19 protein-coding genes and 1 tRNA gene are annotated in these 20,147 nt (G+C 68.3%); 8 read left to right on the top strand and 12 right to left on the bottom strand.

The window, feature by feature from the left end; translation table 11 throughout:
* Window positions 1-105: 105 nt before the first annotated feature.
* Window positions 106-1,371, top strand: a complete 1,266-nt coding sequence (locus tag ABLG96_RS04340) for an aspartate kinase (protein ID WP_353650186.1) — start codon at window positions 106-108, stop codon at window positions 1,369-1,371.
* 87 nt (window positions 1,372-1,458) lie between these two features.
* A complete protein-coding gene (locus ABLG96_RS04345; RefSeq protein WP_353650187.1) occupies window positions 1,459-2,541 on the top strand; it encodes an aspartate-semialdehyde dehydrogenase in 1,083 nt (360 codons plus the stop codon).
* A 21-nt stretch (window positions 2,542-2,562) separates the two neighbouring features.
* Here the strand turns inward: ABLG96_RS04345 and ABLG96_RS04350 are convergent, their stop codons facing one another.
* Window positions 2,563-2,988: an Lrp/AsnC family transcriptional regulator gene (locus ABLG96_RS04350; protein ID WP_353651377.1), complete on the bottom strand. Its 426-nt coding sequence runs from the start codon at window positions 2,986-2,988 to the stop codon at window positions 2,563-2,565.
* A gap of 155 nt (window positions 2,989-3,143) precedes the next feature.
* Between ABLG96_RS04350 and ABLG96_RS04355 the strand changes: the two genes are divergently transcribed.
* Complete coding sequence (locus ABLG96_RS04355) at window positions 3,144-4,067, top strand: PhzF family phenazine biosynthesis protein (RefSeq protein ID WP_353650188.1); 924 nt, start codon at window positions 3,144-3,146, stop codon at window positions 4,065-4,067.
* A 35-nt stretch (window positions 4,068-4,102) separates the two neighbouring features.
* Here ABLG96_RS04355 and ABLG96_RS04360 read toward each other — a convergent pair whose 3' ends face one another.
* Together ABLG96_RS04360 and ABLG96_RS04365 are read right to left on the bottom strand one after the other, a co-directional pair.
* Window positions 4,103-4,312 carry a hypothetical protein gene (locus ABLG96_RS04360; protein WP_353650189.1) on the bottom strand — a complete coding sequence of 70 codons (210 nt, stop codon included), beginning with the start codon at window positions 4,310-4,312 and terminating at the stop codon, window positions 4,103-4,105.
* Between the two features lie 2 nt (window positions 4,313-4,314).
* Window positions 4,315-4,722 carry a hypothetical protein gene (locus ABLG96_RS04365; RefSeq protein ID WP_353650190.1) on the bottom strand — a complete coding sequence of 136 codons (408 nt, stop codon included), beginning with the start codon at window positions 4,720-4,722 and terminating at the stop codon, window positions 4,315-4,317.
* A gap of 210 nt (window positions 4,723-4,932) precedes the next feature.
* Here ABLG96_RS04365 and ABLG96_RS04370 point away from each other — a divergent pair, with 210 nt between their 5' ends.
* Complete coding sequence (locus ABLG96_RS04370) at window positions 4,933-6,705, top strand: DUF222 domain-containing protein (RefSeq protein WP_353650191.1); 1,773 nt, start codon at window positions 4,933-4,935, stop codon at window positions 6,703-6,705.
* A gap of 25 nt (window positions 6,706-6,730) precedes the next feature.
* On the opposite strand, the gene ABLG96_RS04375 is transcribed toward ABLG96_RS04370, so the two are convergent.
* Window positions 6,731-6,994, bottom strand: coding sequence for a hypothetical protein (locus tag ABLG96_RS04375; protein WP_353650192.1), 264 nt, complete (start codon window positions 6,992-6,994; stop codon window positions 6,731-6,733).
* Between the two features lie 379 nt (window positions 6,995-7,373).
* Between ABLG96_RS04375 and ABLG96_RS04380 the strand changes: the two genes are divergently transcribed.
* Entirely contained in the window at window positions 7,374-9,080 is a 1,707-nt protein-coding gene (locus ABLG96_RS04380; protein ID WP_353650193.1) for an AMP-binding protein, read from the top strand.
* A 13-nt stretch (window positions 9,081-9,093) separates the two neighbouring features.
* Here the strand turns inward: ABLG96_RS04380 and ABLG96_RS04385 are convergent, their stop codons facing one another.
* The 3 genes from ABLG96_RS04385 to ABLG96_RS04395 all read right to left on the bottom strand — a co-directional run bounded on the left by ABLG96_RS04385 (window position 9,094) and on the right by ABLG96_RS04395 (window position 12,668).
* Window positions 9,094-9,708 carry a DUF1697 domain-containing protein gene (locus tag ABLG96_RS04385; protein WP_353650194.1) on the bottom strand — a complete coding sequence of 205 codons (615 nt, stop codon included), beginning with the start codon at window positions 9,706-9,708 and terminating at the stop codon, window positions 9,094-9,096.
* The gene (locus ABLG96_RS04390) at window positions 9,705-11,750 is read right to left on the bottom strand and encodes a prolyl oligopeptidase family serine peptidase (protein WP_353650195.1); all 2,046 of its coding nucleotides are present in this window, start codon (window positions 11,748-11,750) and stop codon (window positions 9,705-9,707) included. The genes ABLG96_RS04385 and ABLG96_RS04390 overlap by 4 nt, the downstream gene beginning before the upstream one ends.
* A gap of 78 nt (window positions 11,751-11,828) precedes the next feature.
* Window positions 11,829-12,668: a fumarylacetoacetate hydrolase family protein gene (locus tag ABLG96_RS04395; RefSeq protein WP_353650196.1), complete on the bottom strand. Its 840-nt coding sequence runs from the start codon at window positions 12,666-12,668 to the stop codon at window positions 11,829-11,831.
* Between the two features lie 82 nt (window positions 12,669-12,750).
* On the opposite strand from ABLG96_RS04395, the gene ABLG96_RS04400 reads away from it, so the two are divergent.
* Window positions 12,751-13,689 (top strand): phospholipid scramblase-related protein, encoded by a 939-nt coding sequence (locus tag ABLG96_RS04400; RefSeq protein WP_353650197.1) that lies wholly within the window; start codon window positions 12,751-12,753, stop codon window positions 13,687-13,689.
* An 84-nt stretch (window positions 13,690-13,773) separates the two neighbouring features.
* Window positions 13,774-13,847, top strand: a tRNA-Pro gene (locus ABLG96_RS04405).
* Between the two features lie 63 nt (window positions 13,848-13,910).
* Here the strand turns inward: ABLG96_RS04405 and ABLG96_RS04410 are convergent.
* Together ABLG96_RS04410 and ABLG96_RS04415 are read right to left on the bottom strand one after the other, a co-directional pair.
* Complete coding sequence (locus ABLG96_RS04410; protein ID WP_353650198.1) at window positions 13,911-14,801, bottom strand: metallophosphoesterase; 891 nt, start codon at window positions 14,799-14,801, stop codon at window positions 13,911-13,913.
* Window positions 14,801-17,098 (bottom strand): transglycosylase domain-containing protein, encoded by a 2,298-nt coding sequence (locus ABLG96_RS04415; protein WP_353651378.1) that lies wholly within the window; start codon window positions 17,096-17,098, stop codon window positions 14,801-14,803. Before ABLG96_RS04415 ends, ABLG96_RS04410 begins: the two co-directional genes overlap by 1 nt.
* Window positions 17,099-17,362: 264 nt before the next feature.
* On the opposite strand from ABLG96_RS04415, the gene ABLG96_RS04420 reads away from it, so the two are divergent.
* Window positions 17,363-17,650 (top strand): WhiB family transcriptional regulator, encoded by a 288-nt coding sequence (locus tag ABLG96_RS04420; protein WP_353651379.1) that lies wholly within the window; start codon window positions 17,363-17,365, stop codon window positions 17,648-17,650.
* 61 nt (window positions 17,651-17,711) lie between these two features.
* On the opposite strand, the gene ABLG96_RS04425 is transcribed toward ABLG96_RS04420, so the two are convergent.
* Genes ABLG96_RS04425 through ABLG96_RS04435 form a run of 3 tightly spaced genes read right to left on the bottom strand, consistent with a single transcriptional unit; the run spans window position 17,712 to window position 20,135 of the window.
* Window positions 17,712-18,821 carry an ArsA-related P-loop ATPase gene (locus ABLG96_RS04425; protein WP_353650199.1) on the bottom strand — a complete coding sequence of 370 codons (1,110 nt, stop codon included), beginning with the start codon at window positions 18,819-18,821 and terminating at the stop codon, window positions 17,712-17,714.
* Complete coding sequence (locus tag ABLG96_RS04430) at window positions 18,818-19,855, bottom strand: ArsA-related P-loop ATPase (protein ID WP_353651380.1); 1,038 nt, start codon at window positions 19,853-19,855, stop codon at window positions 18,818-18,820. The genes ABLG96_RS04425 and ABLG96_RS04430 overlap by 4 nt, the downstream gene beginning before the upstream one ends.
* Window positions 19,856-19,886: 31 nt before the next feature.
* Complete coding sequence (locus ABLG96_RS04435; RefSeq protein ID WP_353650200.1) at window positions 19,887-20,135, bottom strand: hypothetical protein; 249 nt, start codon at window positions 20,133-20,135, stop codon at window positions 19,887-19,889.
* Window positions 20,136-20,147: the final 12 nt, after the last annotated feature.

Consider the following 20,147-nt stretch of genomic DNA (forward strand, 5'->3'; position numbering starts at 1 on the left):
GCAGTTCCCGAGGGCCGTCCCGCACCGTGGGACGGCCCTCCGGCGTCCCACGGTGTCGCCCGGGCAGTGCAGATCGGGTGAGGTCCCCCTCGGTAGGCTGAGGCGGTGAGTCTCATCGTCCAGAAGTACGGCGGTTCGTCGGTCGGCACTGCCGACCGCATCAAGCGCGTCGCCGAGCGCATCGTCGCCACCCGGAAGGCCGGTCACGACGTCGTCGTGGTCGTCTCCGCGATGGGGGACACCACGGACGAGTTGATGGATCTGGCGATGCAGGTCGCCCCCGTGCCGCCGGCCCGTGAACTGGACATGCTGCTCACCTCGGGAGAGCGGATCTCCAATGCGCTGGTGGCGATGGCCATCTCGGCGCTGGGTGCGGAGGCCCGCTCCTTCACCGGCTCCCAGGCCGGCGTCATCACCACTTCGGCGCACGGCAAGGCACGGATCATCGACGTCACGCCGGGACGGATCCGGGCCGCGCTGGACGACGGTGCGATCGCGCTCGTCGCCGGTTTCCAGGGCGTCAGCCAGGACACCAAGGACATCACCACCCTCGGCCGCGGTGGCAGTGACACCACGGCGGTGGCCCTGGCGGCGGCGCTGGAGGCCGACGTCTGCGAGATCTACACCGACGTCGACGGGGTCTACACCGCCGATCCGCGGATCGTCGCCAACGCCACCAAGCTCGACACCATCACCTACGAGGAGATGCTCGAGATGGCAGCCTCCGGAGCCAAGGTGTTGATGCTGCGCTGTGTCGAGTACGCCCGTCGGTACAACGTGCCCGTGCACGTCCGTTCGTCCTATTCCGATCGGATCGGAACCACTGTCGCAGGCACGATCGAGGAGATTCCCGTGGAGCAGGCCATGATCACCGGTGTCGCGCACGACCGGAGCGAGGCGAAAGTGACCGTCACCAAGGTCCCCGACACGCCCGGCGTCGCAGCCAGGATCTTCCGGACCATCGCCGACACCGAGATCGACATCGACATGGTGGTGCAGAACATCTCGGCCGGTGCCGACGGACTCACCGACATCACCTTCACGCTGCCGAAGGACGACGGCCCGAAAGCCGTTGCCGCACTGGAGAACCGGCGCGACTCGATCGGATTCGGCCAGGTGATCTACAACGATCACGTCGGCAAGGTCTCGTTGATCGGCGCCGGGATGCGCTCGCACCCCGGGGTCACGGCGACCTTCTGCGAGGCACTGGCCAGCGCTGGGGTCAACATCGACATCATCTCCACCTCGGAGATCCGCATCTCCGTGCTGGTGCGGGACGTGGAGCTCGACACCGCCGTGCGTGCACTGCACGCGGCGTTCGAACTCGGCGGCGACGACGAGGCCGTCGTGCACGCAGGCACCGGACGCTGACACCCCAGGACCGAACCACCGATCCGTCGACAGAACCACCCATCCGTCCCTTCCGTCGATCGAGCGAGCGAAGCGAGTCGAGATCTCATGACCGAAACCCCTGCAGGACCAGGCCTCTCGGTGGCCGTCGTCGGCGCGACCGGTCAGGTCGGCGCCAAGATGCGGGCCATCCTCGCCGAGCGGGCATTCCCGGTCGCGCGGATCCGCTACTTCGCCTCCAGTCGCTCGGCCGGGACGACGCTCCCCTGGGGTGACGACGAGATCGTGGTCGAGGACGCGGCGACCGCCGACCTGTCCGGGATCGACATCGCGCTGTTCTCGGCTGGTGCGACCACGTCGCGCGCGCAGGCCCAGCGATTCGCCGAGGCCGGCGCGGTCGTGATCGACAACTCGTCCGCGTTCCGGATGGATCCCGCTGTGCCGCTGGTGGTCTCGGAGGTGAACCCGGCCGCTGCGCTGGCCGCAGTGCGTGCCGGACGGGAAGCCGGGCGGGGGGCGGTGATCGCCAACCCGAACTGCACCACCATGGCGGCGATGCCGGTACTGTGTCCGCTGCACGCGGAGGCGACGCTGACCCGCTTGGTGGTGGCCACCTATCAAGCCGTGTCCGGATCGGGGCTGGCCGGAGTGGAAGAACTCGACGGGCAGATCCAGGGCATCGGTGCGGCGGCGCCGGAACTCACCCACGACGGCGGTGCCGTCGCGATCCCGGCACCGAAGAAGTACGTCGCCCCCATCGCCTACAACGTGCTGCCGCTCGCGGGTTCGATCGTGGACGACGGCAGTCTCGAAACCGATGAGGAGCAGAAGCTCCGCAACGAGTCGCGCAAGATCTTGGGGATCCCGGACCTGCTGGTCGCCGGAACCTGTGTGCGGGTACCGGTTTTCACCGGTCACTCGCTGGCCATCCACGCGGAGTTCGGTCGACCGATCTCGCCGGAGCGGGCAACGGAGTTGCTGTCGACCGCGCCGGGTGTCGAGCTCTCGGACGTGCCGAATCCGTTGCAGGCAGCGGGCTCCGATCCGTCGTTCGTCGGGCGGATCCGAGCAGATCAGAGCGCGCCGGAAGGTCGCGGGCTGGTGCTGTTCGTCTCGAACGACAATCTTCGGAAGGGTGCAGCCCTGAACACCGTCCAGATAGCCGAGCTGGTCGCGCCGTTGCTGCGCTGAGTTTCGACCTGCGCCCCGGGGTCAGAGGTCGGTCAGCGGCCGGGTCAGGCCGCGGTGCGCGAGGGTGTGGCTGTAGACCACGCTCGTTGTGGTGTCACCGAACCGGGCGAGATCGTCGACGAAGCGTTGCAGCTGCTGCATGGACACGGCAGCGAGGGTGATGACGTAGCAGTCCTCACCGGTGATCCGCAGACACTCGAGAAACTGTGGGCCCTGCTCGAGGTACTCGACGAACGGATCGTGGCGGTTGCCGACGTACTTGAGCCGGACGACGGCAATCAGGCTGATGCCGACCGCGCCGAGATCGATCCGGGCGCTGTAGCCGGCGATGACGCCCAATGACTCGAGACGTTTCACCCGCTCCGTCGTGGCCGATGCGCTGAGGTGCACGCGGCGGGCGAGTTCGGTGAACGACTGCCGACCGTCCTGTTGCAGCTGGCTGACGATCGCCTAGTCTGTGTCATCGAGATCCACGGCCATGTCGGCAACCTACCGGGGTATTCGCGGTGCAGCGGTGGAAGAACCGGGGATACCGGGTTCATCCGCCGAGCGGGAGCGGCCATCGTTGAGGGAACACACCACCTCGAAAGGAGGTCCTGACGATGACCACAGAGCCCCACCGTTCCGGTTCCGACCATCACGTCGGCTTCGCACTGGTCGACGTATTCGCGGATCGGCCACTGACCGGAAATCCCCTGGCGGTGGTGCCCGACGCCGACCACCTGAGCGACGAACGGATGCGGGAGATCGCTCGCGAGTTCAACCAGTCCGAGACGACGTTCCTGCTGCAGCCGACCCGTGCGCGCGCCGATCTACGGCTGCGCTCGTTCACTGCTGCCGGTCACGAGGTGGGCGGTGCCGGGCACAACGCTCTCGGCGCCTGGCTCTGGCTCGCCCACACCGGTCGGTTCGTCCCTGGGATCCATCATCAGGAGATCGGGGACGACGTGTTGGCCATCGAGATCGTCCGCGACGCAAGCGATCGGGTCAACGTGGTGATGGTGCAGTCCGCGCCCCAGTTCGGGGCAAACGTCGATGACCTGCCGGGGCTGGCAGCGGCTCTCGGTCTGGGCGAGCACCAGCTCGACCGCACGCTGCCGATCCAGGTCGTGTCCACCGGAGCGGGGCACCTGCTGGTCCCGCTCGTCGACCGCGAGAGCGTCGATCGGGTGAGCGTCGACGCCGCCCGGCTGCGGGAGATCCTGGCGTCCTGCGGCGGCGAAGGCTGCTATGTCTTCACGACGGCCACGCCGTCCGCGCACGACGGCGCGCACGCCTACACCCGGTTCTTCAACCCGACGATGGGCATCGTCGAGGACCCGGCTACCGGCACCGCTGCCGGACCACTCGCTGCACTGTTGGTCGAGCAGGGGAGAGTCGCAGACGGCAGCACGGTCGTGATCGACCAGGGACATGCTCTCGGCCGGCCCAGTCGTCTGCGCGTCGGGGTCGCCGGCGGGGTCGTCCGACTCTCCGGAGGAGGTCTCACCGTCGCAGAGGGGAGGCTGGCTGTCGGAGGTGCTTGAACACCCGGATCTGTCGGCGCGGGCACCATCGTTGGTCAGAAGCCGTTGCACCGCAGCCACTCCCGGATGACGGCGCGATCCGCATCGGACACGAGATGCCCGGCGGGCAGGACGCGGTGGGTGACGTCTGCTCCGAGTCGACCTAGCTGATCCGCCAGCGCGAGACCGTCTCCGGGTGATCTGCGCTCGTCATGCTCGCCGTCGACGATGAGGACCGGGAATCCGTCGATCCGGAGCTCGGGCACATTCACAGGCGGCCGGAGCGGGCGCAGCAGGACCGCTCCGGCCAGCAGCGCGGATCGGCCATCAGCAGAGCCGCGCCCATGATCGCTCCGTTGGAATAGCCGAGAACCAGCGGTCGCCGACCCGGCCACCGGTGACCGCAGGTCTCGCGCACGAACTGCGCCAGTACCGGAATCCGCTCCGCCAGGTCTGCACCTTCGATGGTGCGGTCGGGACACCGACGGAAGAACCCGTACCCGCCGGCCATGGCGACCGTTCCTCGCACCCCGAGCTGTGGCGCGCCCGGCGCCACGCGCTCGGCCAGCGGGAGGAGGTCACGCTCGGTTCCGTCCGAGCCGTGCAGGAGAACCAGCGGCGCGCGAGCGGGGTCGGTGGCTTCCCGGAGCACGAAGACATGGCCCGTCGCGGACATCCGGTCTCCTCTCGCTGTCTCGCGAACATCATGCGTCCTGCTGCCTGCCGGTGAGCATCACCTGGGAGTGCCGGCCCGCGCAGGTCACTGCCCCCACGGCTCGGCCGCTCGCCGATGCCCGATGGTGGAGCGCAAACGGATGAATGGTTCAATCACAAGATCACCTGATGAGAGCAGTGAATCGAACAAGTGGACGACTATGATGGAGGAATGACTTGGGGGGTTGTTGATCGCACAGGTGCAGGGGGCTCCGCGATTCCCAGTGCGCTCGAGGCGGAGCTGCGGCGCATCCTGGACGACGCCGCCGTAGCCGTCGGATGGTTCCCCGAGATCGAGTTCGTGGCATCGGAGTTCGTGGCATCGGAGTTCCTGACATCGGGTACCGGATCGGCGCTGTCGGTGCTCCCGGACGTCGTGGTGGCAGACCACGCGGCGTCGCCCGAGCAGCTGGATCAGCTGGAGCGAGCCGCGGAATCCGAGCCGACAGCGGATCACGAGCCGGTTCATGAGCCACCAGCAGTGAACGAGCCGACGGTGGTTCAGGAGCCGGCCGGCGATCAGCTTCTCGTCCTTCTCGAGTCGACCCTGGCAGTCCTGGCGAGCGCCGCCCCGGCATCGACACCTGAGGTGTCGATCGACCGCATTGCCGCGCTCGAGGCACTGATCAGCGCCGCGGGCGGACTGCGCGCCGCTGAAGAAGTTGCCTTCGCCGACGGTCAACGCGCGGCCCACCTCGCGGCGAAGGTGAGATCCCGCGACGTGGGCCGCGGGACGGCGGAGCAGATCGGGTTCGCTCGTCGCATCTCGCCGAACTCGGCGGCGCGACAGCTGGGCTTCGCGCAGGCGCTGGTGGCGCGGCTGCCGCAGACCTTCCAGGAGCTTCGCGCCGGCCGGATCTCGGAGATCCAGGCGCGCATCGCGGTGACCCGGAGCAGCCACCTCAGCGAGACCGATGCGGCCTTGGTCGACGCGGCCATCGCACCCCGACTGCAGGGCTGGAGCTCATCGGCCACCGAGAAGGCAGTCGACCACATCGCCTATTCCCTCGACCCACGTGGCAGCGTCGACCGCAAGGCATCCGCAGAACAGGATCGACGGGTGTGGGTACGCCCCGCACCCGATTCGATGGCGATCGTCTCCGCCCTGCTGCCGATGGCACAGGGTGTCGGGGTGTTCGCCGGCCTCCGGACTGCAGCGCTCGCCCTGCACGGCACCAGTGAGTCGGAGGGTCGCGGAATCGGCCAGCTGATGGCTGACCTGCTGGTCGAGCGCTGCACCGGTCAGGCCACCGCGGACGCGGTCCCGGTCGAGATACGCGTCACCCTTCCGGTCGACTCGGTGCTCGGCGATGGGGCGGCGCCCGGCTGGGTGGACAACTACGGACCGGTGCCGGCAGCGGTGGTGCGCGAGTTGGTCGGCTGCGGCGGTGAGCCGCACGAGCGCACGCTGCGCCCCGAGCACGCATCACAGGGCGACCCGCCCCACGACGAGCCTCCCCGCGGGAGCGGGACGCACCACGGCCGGGCAGCCCCATCCGCCAACGACGGGTCGACCGCCACGCCAACGTCGTCGGCGGCCGAAAAGTGTTGCTGCACAGGTGTTCCCGACGCCAGGGTGCGGATCCGTCGGCTCTTCACGGATCCGGTGGACGGATCGGTGGTCGACGTCGACGCGCGCTCCCGGCTGTTCCCCGAGTCGATGCGTCGACACATCATGATCCGCGACCGGCAGTGCCGTCAGCCCTACTGCGATGCACCGATCCGCGATGCGGACCACGTCACGCCCTACGCGCGTGGCGGGCCGACCACGCTGGTCAATGGTCAGGGACTGTGCCTGCGGGGCAACCAGATGAAGGAAATGCCGGGCTGGTCGACCCGTCGCCAGGGCGACGGATCGACACTGGTCGTCACCCCGACCGGGCATCGCTACGTCCGCGAACGACAATCGGCCACCGGCCTGCCCGCCCTCACCCGTCGCGAGTGACGAGCGGACGCCCCAAGTTCGCGCCTCACCGGCAGGGAGCGATCGACAGACCGGCCGCCCTGCCACCGGGACCTGCTTCTGAGATGGACGCGAACCCGTATCCGTCGGACAGCGGAGCGATGCCTTCCGCCTGGATCAGCTCAGGGTCGTCCAGCGCCACGTGTGACCAGCGGAAGAACAACGCCGGATCGGACGACGGCCCCGGGGCCGTGTACTGCAGCACCTGGTCGTAGAACTGCACCAGGACCCGGGTCCGGCGGGCTCCGACCTGTAGGGCCGCGTCCGTCACCACATTTCCCTCGGGTATCGACTGGAGGGGCCGCGTCGACGCGGGGGAACTGCGCCCGGTCGGGGCGGTGGAGCGGGACACGCTGGGACCGCTGGACGAGGCGGCGGGAAGGGAGCCCACAGCGGGACGGGAATCGGCCGACGAGCTGCCCTGCTCCCGCGGGCTGCACCCGGTGACGAGCGAGTTTGCGAACGCGATCAGTCCTGCGCCCGCAGCTCTACGTTTCCCCCTCCGTCCCATCCGGACGACCCTACGAAGGCGACCTCGGCAGCTGGGCGGAGGCCAGGGGATGCGCCGGCGGCGGTGCAGCGCAGAATGGCGAACAGATCGCGCACCGTCGCCGATGCCGGTGCGCACCCGATGTGTGAAGGGACGAGAAATGGCAGCGCAGGAGACCCTGGCCACCGAACAGATCCGGGAGTCGCTCCGGACGCTCGAGCGCCACCGCACCGACCTCGACGCTGCCAGGGCGACCTTCCACTGGCCCCGCCCCACCGAGTTCAACTGGGGACTCGAGTGGTTCGACGTGATCGCCACCGAGCATCCCGACCGACCGGCACTCACCATCGTCGAGGACGACGGCACCGTCGGCAGCTGGACCTATGCCGGCCTGTCAGCCCGATCGGACCAGGTGGCCACCTGGCTGCGCGGCCTCGGCGTCGCGCGCGGCGATCGGATCATCCTGATGCTGGCCAACCAGGTGGAGCTGTGGGAGACGATCCTGGCCGCCATCAAGCTCGGTGCCGTGGTGATCCCGGCCAGCACGCTGCTCGCCAGTTCCGATCTTCAGGACCGGGTCGACCGCGGCGCAGCTCGGTTCGCGATCGCGCGGTCCCGCGACAGCGACACCTTCGCCGGCGTGCGCGGAGACCTCACCACCATCGCTGTCGGCGAAGACATTCCGGCAGCCGGGTGGATCGACTGGGCCGATTCCCATCACGCGGATCCGGTCTTCGTTCCCGACGGCCCGACCCGGGCCGATTCGACCTTGTTGCTGTACTTCACCTCGGGGACCACTGCGCTGCCGAAGCTGGTGGAGCACAACCACATCTCCTACCCGATCGGACATCTCTCGACGGTCTACTGGATCGGGTTGAAGCCCGGCGACGTCCACCTCAACATCTCCTCGCCCGGCTGGGCGAAGCATGCCTGGTCCAACGTGTTCGCCCCTTGGCTCGCCGGCGCCACCGTCTTCATCCACAACTACCAGCGGTTCGACGCATCCGCGCTGATGCGCGTGATGCACGAGCACCGGGTCACCACCTTCTGTGCTCCGCCCACCGTCTGGCGGATGCTGATCCAGGCCGATCTGTCCCAGCTGCCCACGCCGCCGCGGGAGGTGATCGGCGCGGGCGAACCGCTGAATCCTGAAGTGATCGAACAGGTTCGGGCCGCCTGGGGCGTCACGATCCGGGACGGTTTCGGTCAGACGGAGATGACCCTGGCGATCGCCAACACCCCGGGTCAACCGGTCAAGGACGGGTCCATGGGTCGTGCTCTGCCGGGCTACCCGATCATCCTGGTCGACCCGACCACCGGTGTCGCCGGCGACGAGGGGGAGATCTGCATCGACCTCGCCGATCGCCCGGTCGGGTTGATGGTGGGGTATCTGGGTGACGACGAGCGCAACGCAGAAGCCATGCGCGACGGCCGCTATCACACCGGCGACATCGGATCCCGGGACGCCGACGGGTACGTCACCTACGTCGGCCGGGCCGATGACGTCTTCAAGGCCTCCGACTACCGGATCTCGCCGTTCGAGCTCGAGTCGGTGTTGATCGAACATCCGGCGGTCGCAGAGGCCGCTGTCGTTCCCTCACCGGACGCACTCCGGCTGGCGGTACCGAAGGCCTATGTGGTCCTGGCACAAGGCTTTGCGGCAGACGCCGCAACGGCGAAGCAGATCCTGCAGTACGCGCGGGAGCATCTCGCGCCGTACAAATGGATCCGTCGGCTGGAGTTCGCCGAGCTGCCGAAGACCATCTCCGGCAAGATCCGTCGGGTGGAACTGCGCGCCCGGGAGGAACAGCTGCACACCGACGACGCAACCGTCCCGACCGAGTTCCGCTGGGAGGACCTGGCCTGACAACCGCAACGGCTCAGGCCACCGCGATCTTCTCCACCGTCCGCAGATTGCGGGTGGTGGTGCCTGAGCGGTACTTCTTCTTCGCCGTCACCTTCGCGACCGGTGTGTCCGTGGAATGCCCGCGAGGCAGCCGCCAGTACAGGCACCCGTCGCCTCGCGCGATCTCCTCGATGCCGGCCGAGGATCCGGACCGGCCGCCTCGGATCGCCTCGGTGGACTCCTCGAGCAGCTCGTCGAGGACGGCGTCGGTCGATCCGAACACCAGATACGGGTGTTCGACGTCGTCCCGCCGGGTGAACGGGTACGCCTGAGCTGCGGCGGCCAGCGCGTCTCGGGTGAGCAGCACGATCCAGGCGTCGTAGCCGAACCGCGTCGACAGGGCGTCCTGGATCTTCGATCGCAGCGCTGCGGTGGCGCGGGTGTCGCTGTCCTCGACATCACTGTCGAACACCACGTTGCCGGTGGCGAGCACCGTCTTCACCGCGCCGAAGCCGAGCTCCGTGAACAGCGCTGCCAGGTCGGCGCTGCGCACGGTGGCGCCGCCGACGTTGACCCCGCGCAGCAGCGCGACCCAGCGGGTCGCGGTCTCATGGGTCGCGGTCCCAGGTTTCCCGGTCCTGGGCGTCACGGGGTCAGCGCGGCGCGGGCATCGAAGACGTCGAGGACGAAGCGCACCTCGACCGCCTTCTGTCGCATCCGTTCCCGCACCACCATCGAGGAGTGTCCCGCATCGTAGCTGTACAGCGCATAGTCCTTGTGCTGCAACGACAGTTCCTGCAGGTAGTTCTCGATCTGTCCGAACGGGCAGCGGGGATCGTTACGCCCGGCGAGCACCAGCACCGGGGCCTGGACGGATGAAACCCACGTCAACGGCGAGGAGTCCAGGTACTTCTCCGCCACCTCCTGCGGCGATCCGCCGAACAGGGCCCGGTCGTAGGCGCGCAGGCCTTCCATCTCCTGCTCGTAGGACGCCGGATAGTCGGCCACCGGGACCCCGGCGATGCCGGCGATCCAGCGACTCGGCTGGGCACCGAGCGCCAGCAGGGTGAGGAATCCGCCCCACGAACCGCCGGCGATCACGCACTGGTCGTCGGCGATCAGACCCCTGGACATCAGGTGGTCCTGCACGGCGGCGATGTCGGCGAGTTCGGTGTGCCCGACCCGCGCGGTGAGTGCGTCGCGCCACTGCGAGCCGTAACCCGACGAACCGCGGTAGTTCACCTGCACCACCGCGAATCCGGCATCGAGCCACAGGGCGCGTTCCGCGTCGAACGAGTAGTCATCAGCGGCATCCGGACCACCGTGCACCAGGAACACCGTGCGCACCGGGACGTTCGTACCGCCGTCCAGCTGCGGCGTCGGTACTCCGGCCGGAACGGCAAGCAGCGCGTGGATCCGGCCGCCCGGCCCGTCAACCCACACGTCGTGGACGGGTTCGGACGCGGGCGCCCGGGTCTCTGGGCTCAGCGACAGCTCGCTGCTGACGACGGCCGCCGCGTTCGGCGACTGCTCGGTCCGCAGGATCTCGATCGCATCCGGTTCGGCGGCGATCTCGGCGGGACCGGACGCGTCGGAGCGAGCGTCGGCCTGCGCTGACGCCTCCGGCAGCGTGATGCTGAGGGAGACGAGCGACGACGGGGTCGCAGCGCTCGACCCGCGCACCCAGATGCTGCCGTCGTCGCGAGCGACCAGCCCGTCGATGGACGCCAGCTCCGACGGTATCGGCGTCAGGACGCCCGAGGACAGCGACAGGTGGTACAGGGCAGAGCGCCCGTGGTGCGCCTGCAGCACCAGCAGCGCATCCGCTGCGCAGGTGAACCCGCCGGACAGATCTCCCGGCAGGTCGATGCTGATCTCGGTGACGGCTCCGGTGGCCAGGTCCCAGATCAGCAGTTCGTCGCGACCGTCCCGTTCGTGACCGACGAGCACCCGCTGGTCACCGGCGACCGGTGAGAACTCCAGCGCCGACAAGCCGCGTCCCGGGCTGTCGTCCAGCTCGCCGAGAGTCGTGCCGTCGGCGACAGAGAGGGCCCGCAGCGACGGATACCGGGAGTCGCCGTGCTCGGTGTGCTCCAGCACCCAGATCGTCTCGTCCGCGCTGAGTGCGCCGACCGACGCGTCGGTCTCGTGCCGGTAGACGGTGGTGGGCTCGGATCCCTGTCGTACCAGGTGGATGCGCGATCCGTCGTCGTCGGAGAAGCCGGCGAGCACCACCCCGACGCCCACCTCGAGGCCGGCGGGATATCCGGGTGCGACGCCGGGGATCGCGTCGTCACCCGATCCGGGTGAGGAGCCGAAGGGCTGCGCTTTCCAACTGCCGAACTCGTCACCGGAGGTGTCGTCGAACCACCACACCCCCATGCCGTTCGCCGAGAGGGTGCCGTTGATCGTGCCGTCGGGTCGGTCGGTGACCTGCAAACGCTTGTCGGAGTTCAGGTCCCAGCAGTACAGCTCGAAGGTTCCGCTCTCGTTCGACAGGTAGATGGCCCGCTGCTCGTCGTCCCTCGACGGGGAGGGCAGCCCGATCCGGGGCGCTGAGTACCGCGCTCGCCAACGGGTCTCCGCCTCCTGGTCGTCGAACAGGACATCGGGAACGACGGGCTTCGGGTGAGCGGTCGGGTCGGCATCGGGGGTGGCGACGGAAGCGTCGTCCGGCGGGCGCAGGTCCATCCTGATCCCCTTTCGCGTCGTTGCGGCGCTGATGTGGTCACGTCACCGTAGTCATCCGGGTCACGGAGACGGAAACGGTCAGCCTTGTCGAACCTGCTGACGCCCCAGTCCGATCCCGTCGATCTCCACCTCGACCACATCCCCCGGCTGCAGGTAGGGAAACCGCCCGGAGAGCGCGACGCCCTCCGGAGTGCCGGTGTTGATGACGTCGCCCGGCTCGAGGACGGCGTACTGCGACAGGTGATGAATGATCGTCGGCACGTCGAAGATGAGATCGGCGGTGTTGGAGTCCTGCCGGATCTCGCCGTTCACCCGCGACCGGAGCCGCAGCGAAGACGGGTCCAACTCGTCGGCAGGGACCAGCGAAGGACCGAGCGGGTTGAAGGTCGCGCAGCACTTGCCCTTCGACCACTGCCCGCCGGACTCCTCCAGCTGGAAGGCGCGCTCGGAGACATCATTGGACACCGTGTAGCCGGCGATGTGCTGCCAGGCATCCTCGACCCGGTCGAGGTACTGGGTGCGCGACCCGATGACGATCGCCAGCTCCACCTCCCAGTCGGTCTTGTGCGAGTTGCGGGGGACGAGGATGTCGTCGTTCGGACCGACGACCGTGTTCGGCGTCTTGAAGAACAGGATCGGGATCGACGGCGGTGCCGAACCGGACTCCGCTGCGTGCGCGGCGTAGTTCATGCCGATGCACCAGACAGCCTGCGGTCGGGCGATCGGGGCCCCGATCCGCCGACCCGCGATGTCGGCGACCGGGAGCGACTCGAAGGCATCCCGCACCCTGGCGATCCCGCCGCCGGCCAGGAACTGCCCGTCGATGTCGGCAGTGAGGCTGCTGAGGTCGCGGGCGACGCCGTCGACGACTGCAACCGGCCGTTCTGCGCCGACCTCGCCGATACGCTGCAACTGCATGTCGTTCTCCTCTTCGCTGCGCTGATGCGGAAGTTCGTCCCTGACATGATCCCAAGCCGGTCGAGGGTGGCAGACTCGGGGCGTGACTGCACCGACTCCTGCCGGGTGGTATCCGGATCCCGCCGCGTCCTCCTCGTCCACCGGTCCGGCCCAGCTGCGGTGGTGGGATGGTTCGCAATGGACCGATCACCTCCGAGCGGCGGAACCGGCCGTTGCGGCCCATTCGACGGCGACGGGTGCCGGCCAGCAGACCTCCACCCACATCCCGGGCTCCGAGTACGGCGGCCGCACCGGTTTCGGAACGGCGCCCCAGCCGCCGGCCGAACCCCAGCAGCAGTACGGCGCCCAGCAGCAGCAGTACGGCGCCCAGCAGCACCAGCCGCAGCAGCAGAGCTGGCAGCAGGGGCCGACCGGCCAGGTGCGCTCGCCGTACACCGAGAACGCGATGGCGGTGTCGCAGAAGCGCAAGATCATCGAGCTCACCAATGAGTACGACATCTATGGCGCGGACGGCCAGGTGATCGGCAGGGTAGTGGAGGTGGGCCAGTCGGGGCTGAAGAAGGCAGCGCGGTTCCTGTCCAGCCTCGATCAGTTCATGACGCATCGTCTCGAGGTGCGTGACTCCGCGGCGCAGGTGATCTTCACCCTGACGCGACCGGCCAAGATCATGAAGTCGACGCTCGTGGTGACCCACCCCAACGGCGCCGAGATGGGCCGGCTGGTGCAGCAGAACGTGTTCGGCAAGATCCGCTTCTCGCTCGAGGCGGGCGGGCAGCAGGTCGGCCTGTTGAGTGCGGAGAACTGGATCGCCTGGAACTTCAAGCTCCAGGACCACGCCGGTGCCGAGGTCGGCCGCATCACCAAGACGTTCGAGGGCATCCTCACCACGATGTTCACCACCGCTGACACGTACTCGGTCCATCTGAGCCCGCACCTCACCGAGCCGCTGAAATCGCTCTGCATCGCCGCCGCGCTGTGCGTGGACACGGCACTCAAACAGGACAGTCGCGGGTTCGGCTGATCACGCGGTCGAAACCACCCCGGCAGATCCGATAGAGTGTTGGAGGCTCTCCGGAGCCGGTTCGTCCGCTGCAGTTGCAGCGATCGGGGTGTGGCGCAGCTTGGTAGCGTGCTTCGTTCGGGACGAAGAGGTCGCAGGTTCAAATCCTGTCACCCCGACAGCGTGAAGATGGACCCCGGCCTGGCGGCCGGGGTCCATCTTCGTTCCCGGACTCGCAGCGCCTACTCCGCGCGCGTGACCAGGGTGATCAGCGTGGCCTCGGGCCGGCAGCAGAGCCGGAACGGCATGAACGGGCTGTGGCCGAGCCCGCCCGAGACGTGCAGCAGGCTGTGCGCGCCCCAGCGGGAGAGCCCGCGGGCCCGCGACCGGTCGATCGAGCAGTTCGTGGTGAAGGCGCCGATCCCGGGGAGCCGGATCTGTCCACCGTGGGTGTGGCCGGCGAGCAGCAGGTCGTAGCCATCGGCCGCGAACAGGTCGAGGGTGCGCGGCTCCGGGGCGTGCATCACGCCGATCCGCACCACCGCATCGTCGTCCGCGGCACCGGCGATCGCGTCGTAGCGGTCCTTGCGGGTGTACGGATCGTCGACCCCGGCGAGTGCGATGCGCTGACCCCTGATGGTCACCGTCCGCTTGGCGTTGTCGAGATCGTGCCAGCCGCGTTCCCGCTGCGCTGCAGCGAGATCGCCCCAGGGCAGCGGGGTCCGGGCGCGACGCGGAGTGCCGCCCAGGAAGTAGTGGTGCGGCAATTTGAAGATGGGCGCCAGGTAGTCGTTGTTGCCCATCACGAATGCGCCGGGGGTGTCCAACAGGTCGCCGAACGCGGCCACCGCCGCCGGTACCGACTCCCGGTGGGACAGCGTGTCGCCGGTGTTCACCACGAGGTCCGGATGCAACGCCGCCAGGGAAGACACCCACGCCGTCTTAATCCGCTGGCCCGGCACGATGTGCAGATCTGACAGATGCAGGATGCGGATCGGCCAGGCGCCGCGGACAAGCACCGGGATGGTGATGCGGCGCAGGGTGAACCAGCGAGGTTCGACCAGCGTCGACCAGCCCAACACAGCGGCTCCGGTCGCACCGATCCCGGCCGCGATCGCGGTCGTGCGGCGCATCAGTTGCCCGAGCTGCCGGCCGACACCGTCAGCACGATGGTCGATCCCGGCAACGCCGCTTCACCCTCGCGCGGGCTCTGCTCGATCACGGTGTTGCGAGCGGCAGTGGACTTGGCGTCCGGGTTGATCTTGACCTGGAAGCCCTGTTGCTGCAGCTGCGCCTGGGCCTGGTCCGCCAGGGTGTTGATGACGTACGGCACCTGCGCCTGGGACGAACCGGTCTGGTACGCCACGTCGGGGTCGCCGAAGCTCTTCTCGGGCTGGTTCGCCTCGAGCTTCGTCATCGTCTGGAACCAGGTGGCAGCGGGAATGGAACCGCCGTTCATGCCCTGACCGCCCTGTGCCTCCTCGGTGGTGCACGTGCGCAAGGGGTTCTTGCAGATCGGCGAAGGCCGTGGCTGGTAGTCCCAGACGATGACTGCCGCCGAGTGCTGGGGAGTGAAGCCGAGGAAGGCTGACGACTTGTAGTCCTGGGTGGTGCCGGTCTTGCCGGCGGCCAGGCGCGTCCAGCCGGCAGCCTTGGCGGCCTCGGAGGAGGTTCCGCTGACCAGGTCGTTCGTCATGGCCTGAGAGAGCGTGTTGGCCAGGCCCGCGGGAACCACCTGCTCGCACGCTTCGCTCTCGTAGTCGACCAGCTTGCCCGTCGAGTCGGTGACGGTGTCGACCGGCGTCGGCGGGCACCAGAAGCCGGATGAGGCAAGGGTGGCTCCGACATTCGACAGCTCGAGCGGGCTCACGGGGGACACCCCCAGTGTGTACGAGGCCACCTTCTGCCGCAGCACTTCCTGCGCGTAGTCGACGTCGGAGCCGGCGAACTGGGGCGACACGTCGGCAGCGTTCAGGGAGTACCCGCGCAGACCGAGATCGACGGACATCTGCACCACCTTGTCGAGTCCGATCTGGTCCGACAGCGAGACGAAGGTGGTGTTCGGCGAGGTGGCCAGCGCCTCCTGCATGTTCACCTGGGACGGGAACGTGCCCGAGTTCCTGAACACGTGCGTCGGGGCCAGCGGAGAGCTGTACTCCGCGGGTACGCCGAGCTGGCTCTGGGTGCCCATGCCCAGTTTGAGAGCGGCCGCGGCGGTGAAGATCTTGAACGTCGACCCGGCGCCCAACGGGGCGAAGGTCGTGGTCAGCCGCTGCACCGTCTCCGGGGTCCGCGCGGTGGCCTTCAGGCCGTAGGGCCGGTTGGCCACCAGCGCGGTCACCTTCCGGGTGGACATGCCCGGTTCGACCACGGCCATCACGTTGGCGATCTTCTTGTTGTCCGTCGGGTTCGCCTGCTCGACCACGGCCGCCTTGGCCGTGCTCATCGTGGCCACGTCGAGGTTCGTGTGGATGGTGTAGCCGCCGGTCGCGAGCTGCTGTGAAGTGAATCCGTGTTTTTCGAGGTAGTCGATCACATACTGGCAGTAGAAACCGTTGGTGGTCGAGTCCGTCCCGTCCAGGCATCCGTTGGGCGGACGGGACACCTTCAGTCCCAGCGGCGCATTGATGTACTTGTTGGCGACGGTCTGGGAGATCGCTCCGCTCACGACCATCGCCTTGAGCACCAGGTTCCTGCGCTTGATGGTGTCCTGTTCTCCCGTGGCATCCCGCAGCGGATTGAACTTGTTGGGGTTGTTGACCATACCGGCGAGCATCGCGGCCTGACCGACATCCAGTTCGGCAGCGTGCATGCCGAAGAACCGCTGAGCTGCGGCCTCGGCGCCGTAGGTGGATGGTCCGAACGCGACGGTGTTGAGGTACCGCTCGAGGATCTCGTCCTTCGACATACCGCTCGGCCGATCGATCTGCAGGGCGAGTTTCATCTCGCGGAGCTTGCGGATCGGCGTCTGCTCGATCGCATCCGCCTTCTCCGCCTCGGTCTTGGCCTTCACCAGGTACAGGTAGTTCTTGACGTACTGCTGGGTGATCGTCGATCCGCCCTGGGTCGGCGCGCCGCCGTTGTTGGACAGCAGCGCGCGGATCGTTCCCCACTCGTCGACGCCGCCGTGGACCATGAAGCGGCGGTCCTCGATGGAGATGACGCCGAGCTGCAGCGACTTGGCGATCTCGGAGATGGGCACCGACACCCGGTTCTGGGTGTACAGGTACGTCAGCGGACGGCCGTTGGCGGCCAGGATCTCGGTCCGCTGGGGCGCGGGGAGATCGAAGTTCTCCTCGTTCACTCCGGCCAGCGTGGTGGTCACCTGCTTGGCGACGAGTCCGGCACCGAGGAAGTACGGCATCAGCAGGCCGGCGGTGAGCACACCGGCCAACAGGGTCGCCAGGAACAGTCGACCGACACCGCTCATCACACGCACGTCCCCAGGGTACCGGTCATCCCGGTCACAGCGGGTGACCTGCGACGTCGGTCGGCAGGTCGCCACGTCAGCCGAACGGGGGGAACGATGGAGGTTCTTGCCGCGTCCGACCACCGAGCCGGTACGCAAGACCGGCCCCGCAGCCCTCGGACACCGAGCCCACCGGCCCGGGACCGAGCGCAGGACCCAGGGGAGATGACCATGACGGTTCCTACGAATACGCGCACTGCCGATCGCGGCTGGGTGTCCGACGGGATCGCCGGGGAGAACGACTGGACCGCCGCAGCTGTCTGCGCCACTGAGGATCCCGATCTGCTGTTCGTCACCGGCGCCGCCCAGCGGGACGCCGCTCGGATGTGCGACACCTGCCCCGTCAAGCTTCAGTGCCTCTCGGACGCCCTCGACAACCGGGTCGAGTTCGGTGTCTGGGGCGGTCTCACCGAACGTCAGCGCCGAGCCATCCTGCGGCGCAACCCCGAGGTGACGGACTGGTACGACGTGCTCAGCACCGGCCGCGACACGGGTGTCCGGGCCGCCGGCTGAGCCGCAGTCCACGTAGGTCTGCGGATCCGGAAGGGTCTGCCCCCACCTGACCCGCGTGCGTTCACAGATCCAGCGCGCGCAACCCGTCCAGATCGTGCACGTCGGTGGCGAGCGCCCGCACCTGCAGCACAGGCACTCCTGGATGCGTCCTGGCCACCCTGGACACCGCCCGCTTCTCGCCCTCGTGGGTCGCCATCCGCCGGGTGTGGACGTCCAGCAGCCCGGCGGTGACGCCATCGGTCCCGCGGATCGACTCCGCGGCCGACTCGAGCGCAGCCATCGAGATCCCCGGCATCGTCACCAGCGGCGGATGCATCCTGTTCAGCACGATCCCGGCCAACGGCATCGACTCCTCGCGCAGCCGGTCGGCGAAGTAGGAGGCCTCCCGGATCGCGTCGCTCTCGCAGGTCGCCACCACGACGAAGGCCGTTCCCTGACGACGCAACAACCGGTGGGTCGCCTCGGCCCGCTCACGGAACCCGCCGAACAGATCTTCGAAGAGCTGGACGAACTGCGCCGCGTCGGTCAGCATCTGGCCGCCGATCACTGCGCGCACCGCTTTCGTGAACAGGGCCAGACCGGCTCCGACGATCTTCATCACGCCGCGTCCCGGTGACACCAGCAGGCGGATCATCCGGCCGTCCAGGAACGACGAAAGTCGTTGTGGCGCATCGAGAAAGTCCAGCGCGGAGCGACTGGGCGGGGTGTCGACGATGACGACGTCGAACTCGCCGGAAGCTGACAGGCTGCCCAGCTTCTCCATCGCCATGTACTCCTGGGTTCCGGAGAACGAGGTGGAGATGGTGCGGTAGAACGGGTTCGCCAGGATCTTCTCGGCACGGTCAGGCGTGGAGTGCGTCTGCACCATCTCGTCGAACGTGCGGCTGGTGTCGAGCATCATCGCCCACAGCTGACCGGGGCGATCGCCGATGTCGACCTGCCTCGGTACGTTGTCGAGCTCCGTGAGACCCAGGGACTGCGCAAGTCGTCTGGCCGGATCAATGGTCAGCACCGCGACCTTGCGGCCTGCGTCCGCTGCGGCGAGTGCCATCGCGGCGGCGGTCGTGGTCTTGCCGACGCCACCCGACCCGCAGGTCACCACGACCCGGGTGGTCGGGTCCACGACCAGTGCACGGAGGTCGAGGGGTGGGGGGTCGACGTGGCCGCTCATGCTCCGGCCCCGGACGCCGGGTCCCGGTCCTGGCGACGGACGCCCTGACCGGTGAGCATCGAGGACAGTTCGTACAGGCCACCGAGATCGATGCCGTCGACGAGCCGCGGCAGGTTCATCATCGGGGCGCCTGTCGCGGCGAGTTCCGCCTCCAGGTCGTACTCGGTGATCAGCCGGCGCGCGTGTTGGCCGCCCTCGTCCGCCAGCCCGGTGGCCACCGCCTCGTCGACCGCGATACCCGCTGCGGCCAAGCTTGCGCGGATCCGTCCGGGATCGAGACGGTCGGCAGCAGCGTCGTCGACGACCGTGTCCGGCAACAATGGGTCGGTGACCGAGTTGATGATCACCGAGCCGACCGGTAGGCCGGCGGCCCGCAGATCGGCGATGGCCTCGACCGTCTCGGTCACCGGCATCTCCTCGAGCAGCGTCACCAGATGCACCACGGTGTTGGGCGAATGCAGCAGTGCTGCAACGCTTTCCGCCTGGTTACGGATCGGGCCGCGCTGGGCCAGGTCGGCCATCGCCACCGTCACGCCGAGGAAACTGACCACCCGTCCGGTGGGTGGGGCATCCATCACGACGGCGTCGTAGATCCGGCTGCCATCGCTCCGGGAGCGGGTGACTGTCTCCTTGGCCTTCCCGGTCAACAACACGTCGCGCAGTCCCGGCGCCAGCGTCGTGGCGAACTCGACGGCACCCAACTTGCGCAGCGCCCGGCCGGCCATGCCCAGGTTGTAGAACAGCTGGAAGTACTCGAGCAGGGCGGCCTCGACATCGACTGCCAGTGCCCGTACCTCCCCGCCGCCGGAGGTGACGGCGATCCTGGTCTCCTCGTAGGGCAGCGGGGGGAGGTCGAACAGCTGCGCGAGTCCCTGGCGTTCCTCGACCTCGATCAACAGCACCCGTCGGCCCTCGGCCGCCAGCGACAGGGCCAGCGCCGCAGCGACGGTGGTCTTGCCGGTACCGCCCTTGCCCGTCACGACGTGCAGCCGCGCGCGGCCGGAGGCCGTCGACCAACCGGACGGCCGGACCATGGAGGTCTGACTCATCGAGCGCTCGTCGTCATCAGCTGGCCAACCCCATGGCGATCACCGCGACCGCAGGGACGGCGATCAGCACGGCAGCCACCCACCACGGAGAGAACACCACCAGGACGATCGCGATCGGGATCGCGACGAGGGTGAGCGCGGAGCGCGCACCGGCTCGGCGCATCGACCACCCGGGTCGATCGCGCAGCGTGTCGAACCACAGCAGCTGCAGGATGACCAGCAGCACCACGACGACACCGGCCGACACCCACCGCCACCACTCCACCCGGACAGCGTA

The sequence above is a fragment of the Nakamurella sp. A5-74 genome, assembly GCF_040438885.1.
In the GTDB taxonomy this organism is placed as follows: domain Bacteria; phylum Actinomycetota; class Actinomycetes; order Mycobacteriales; family Nakamurellaceae; genus Nakamurella.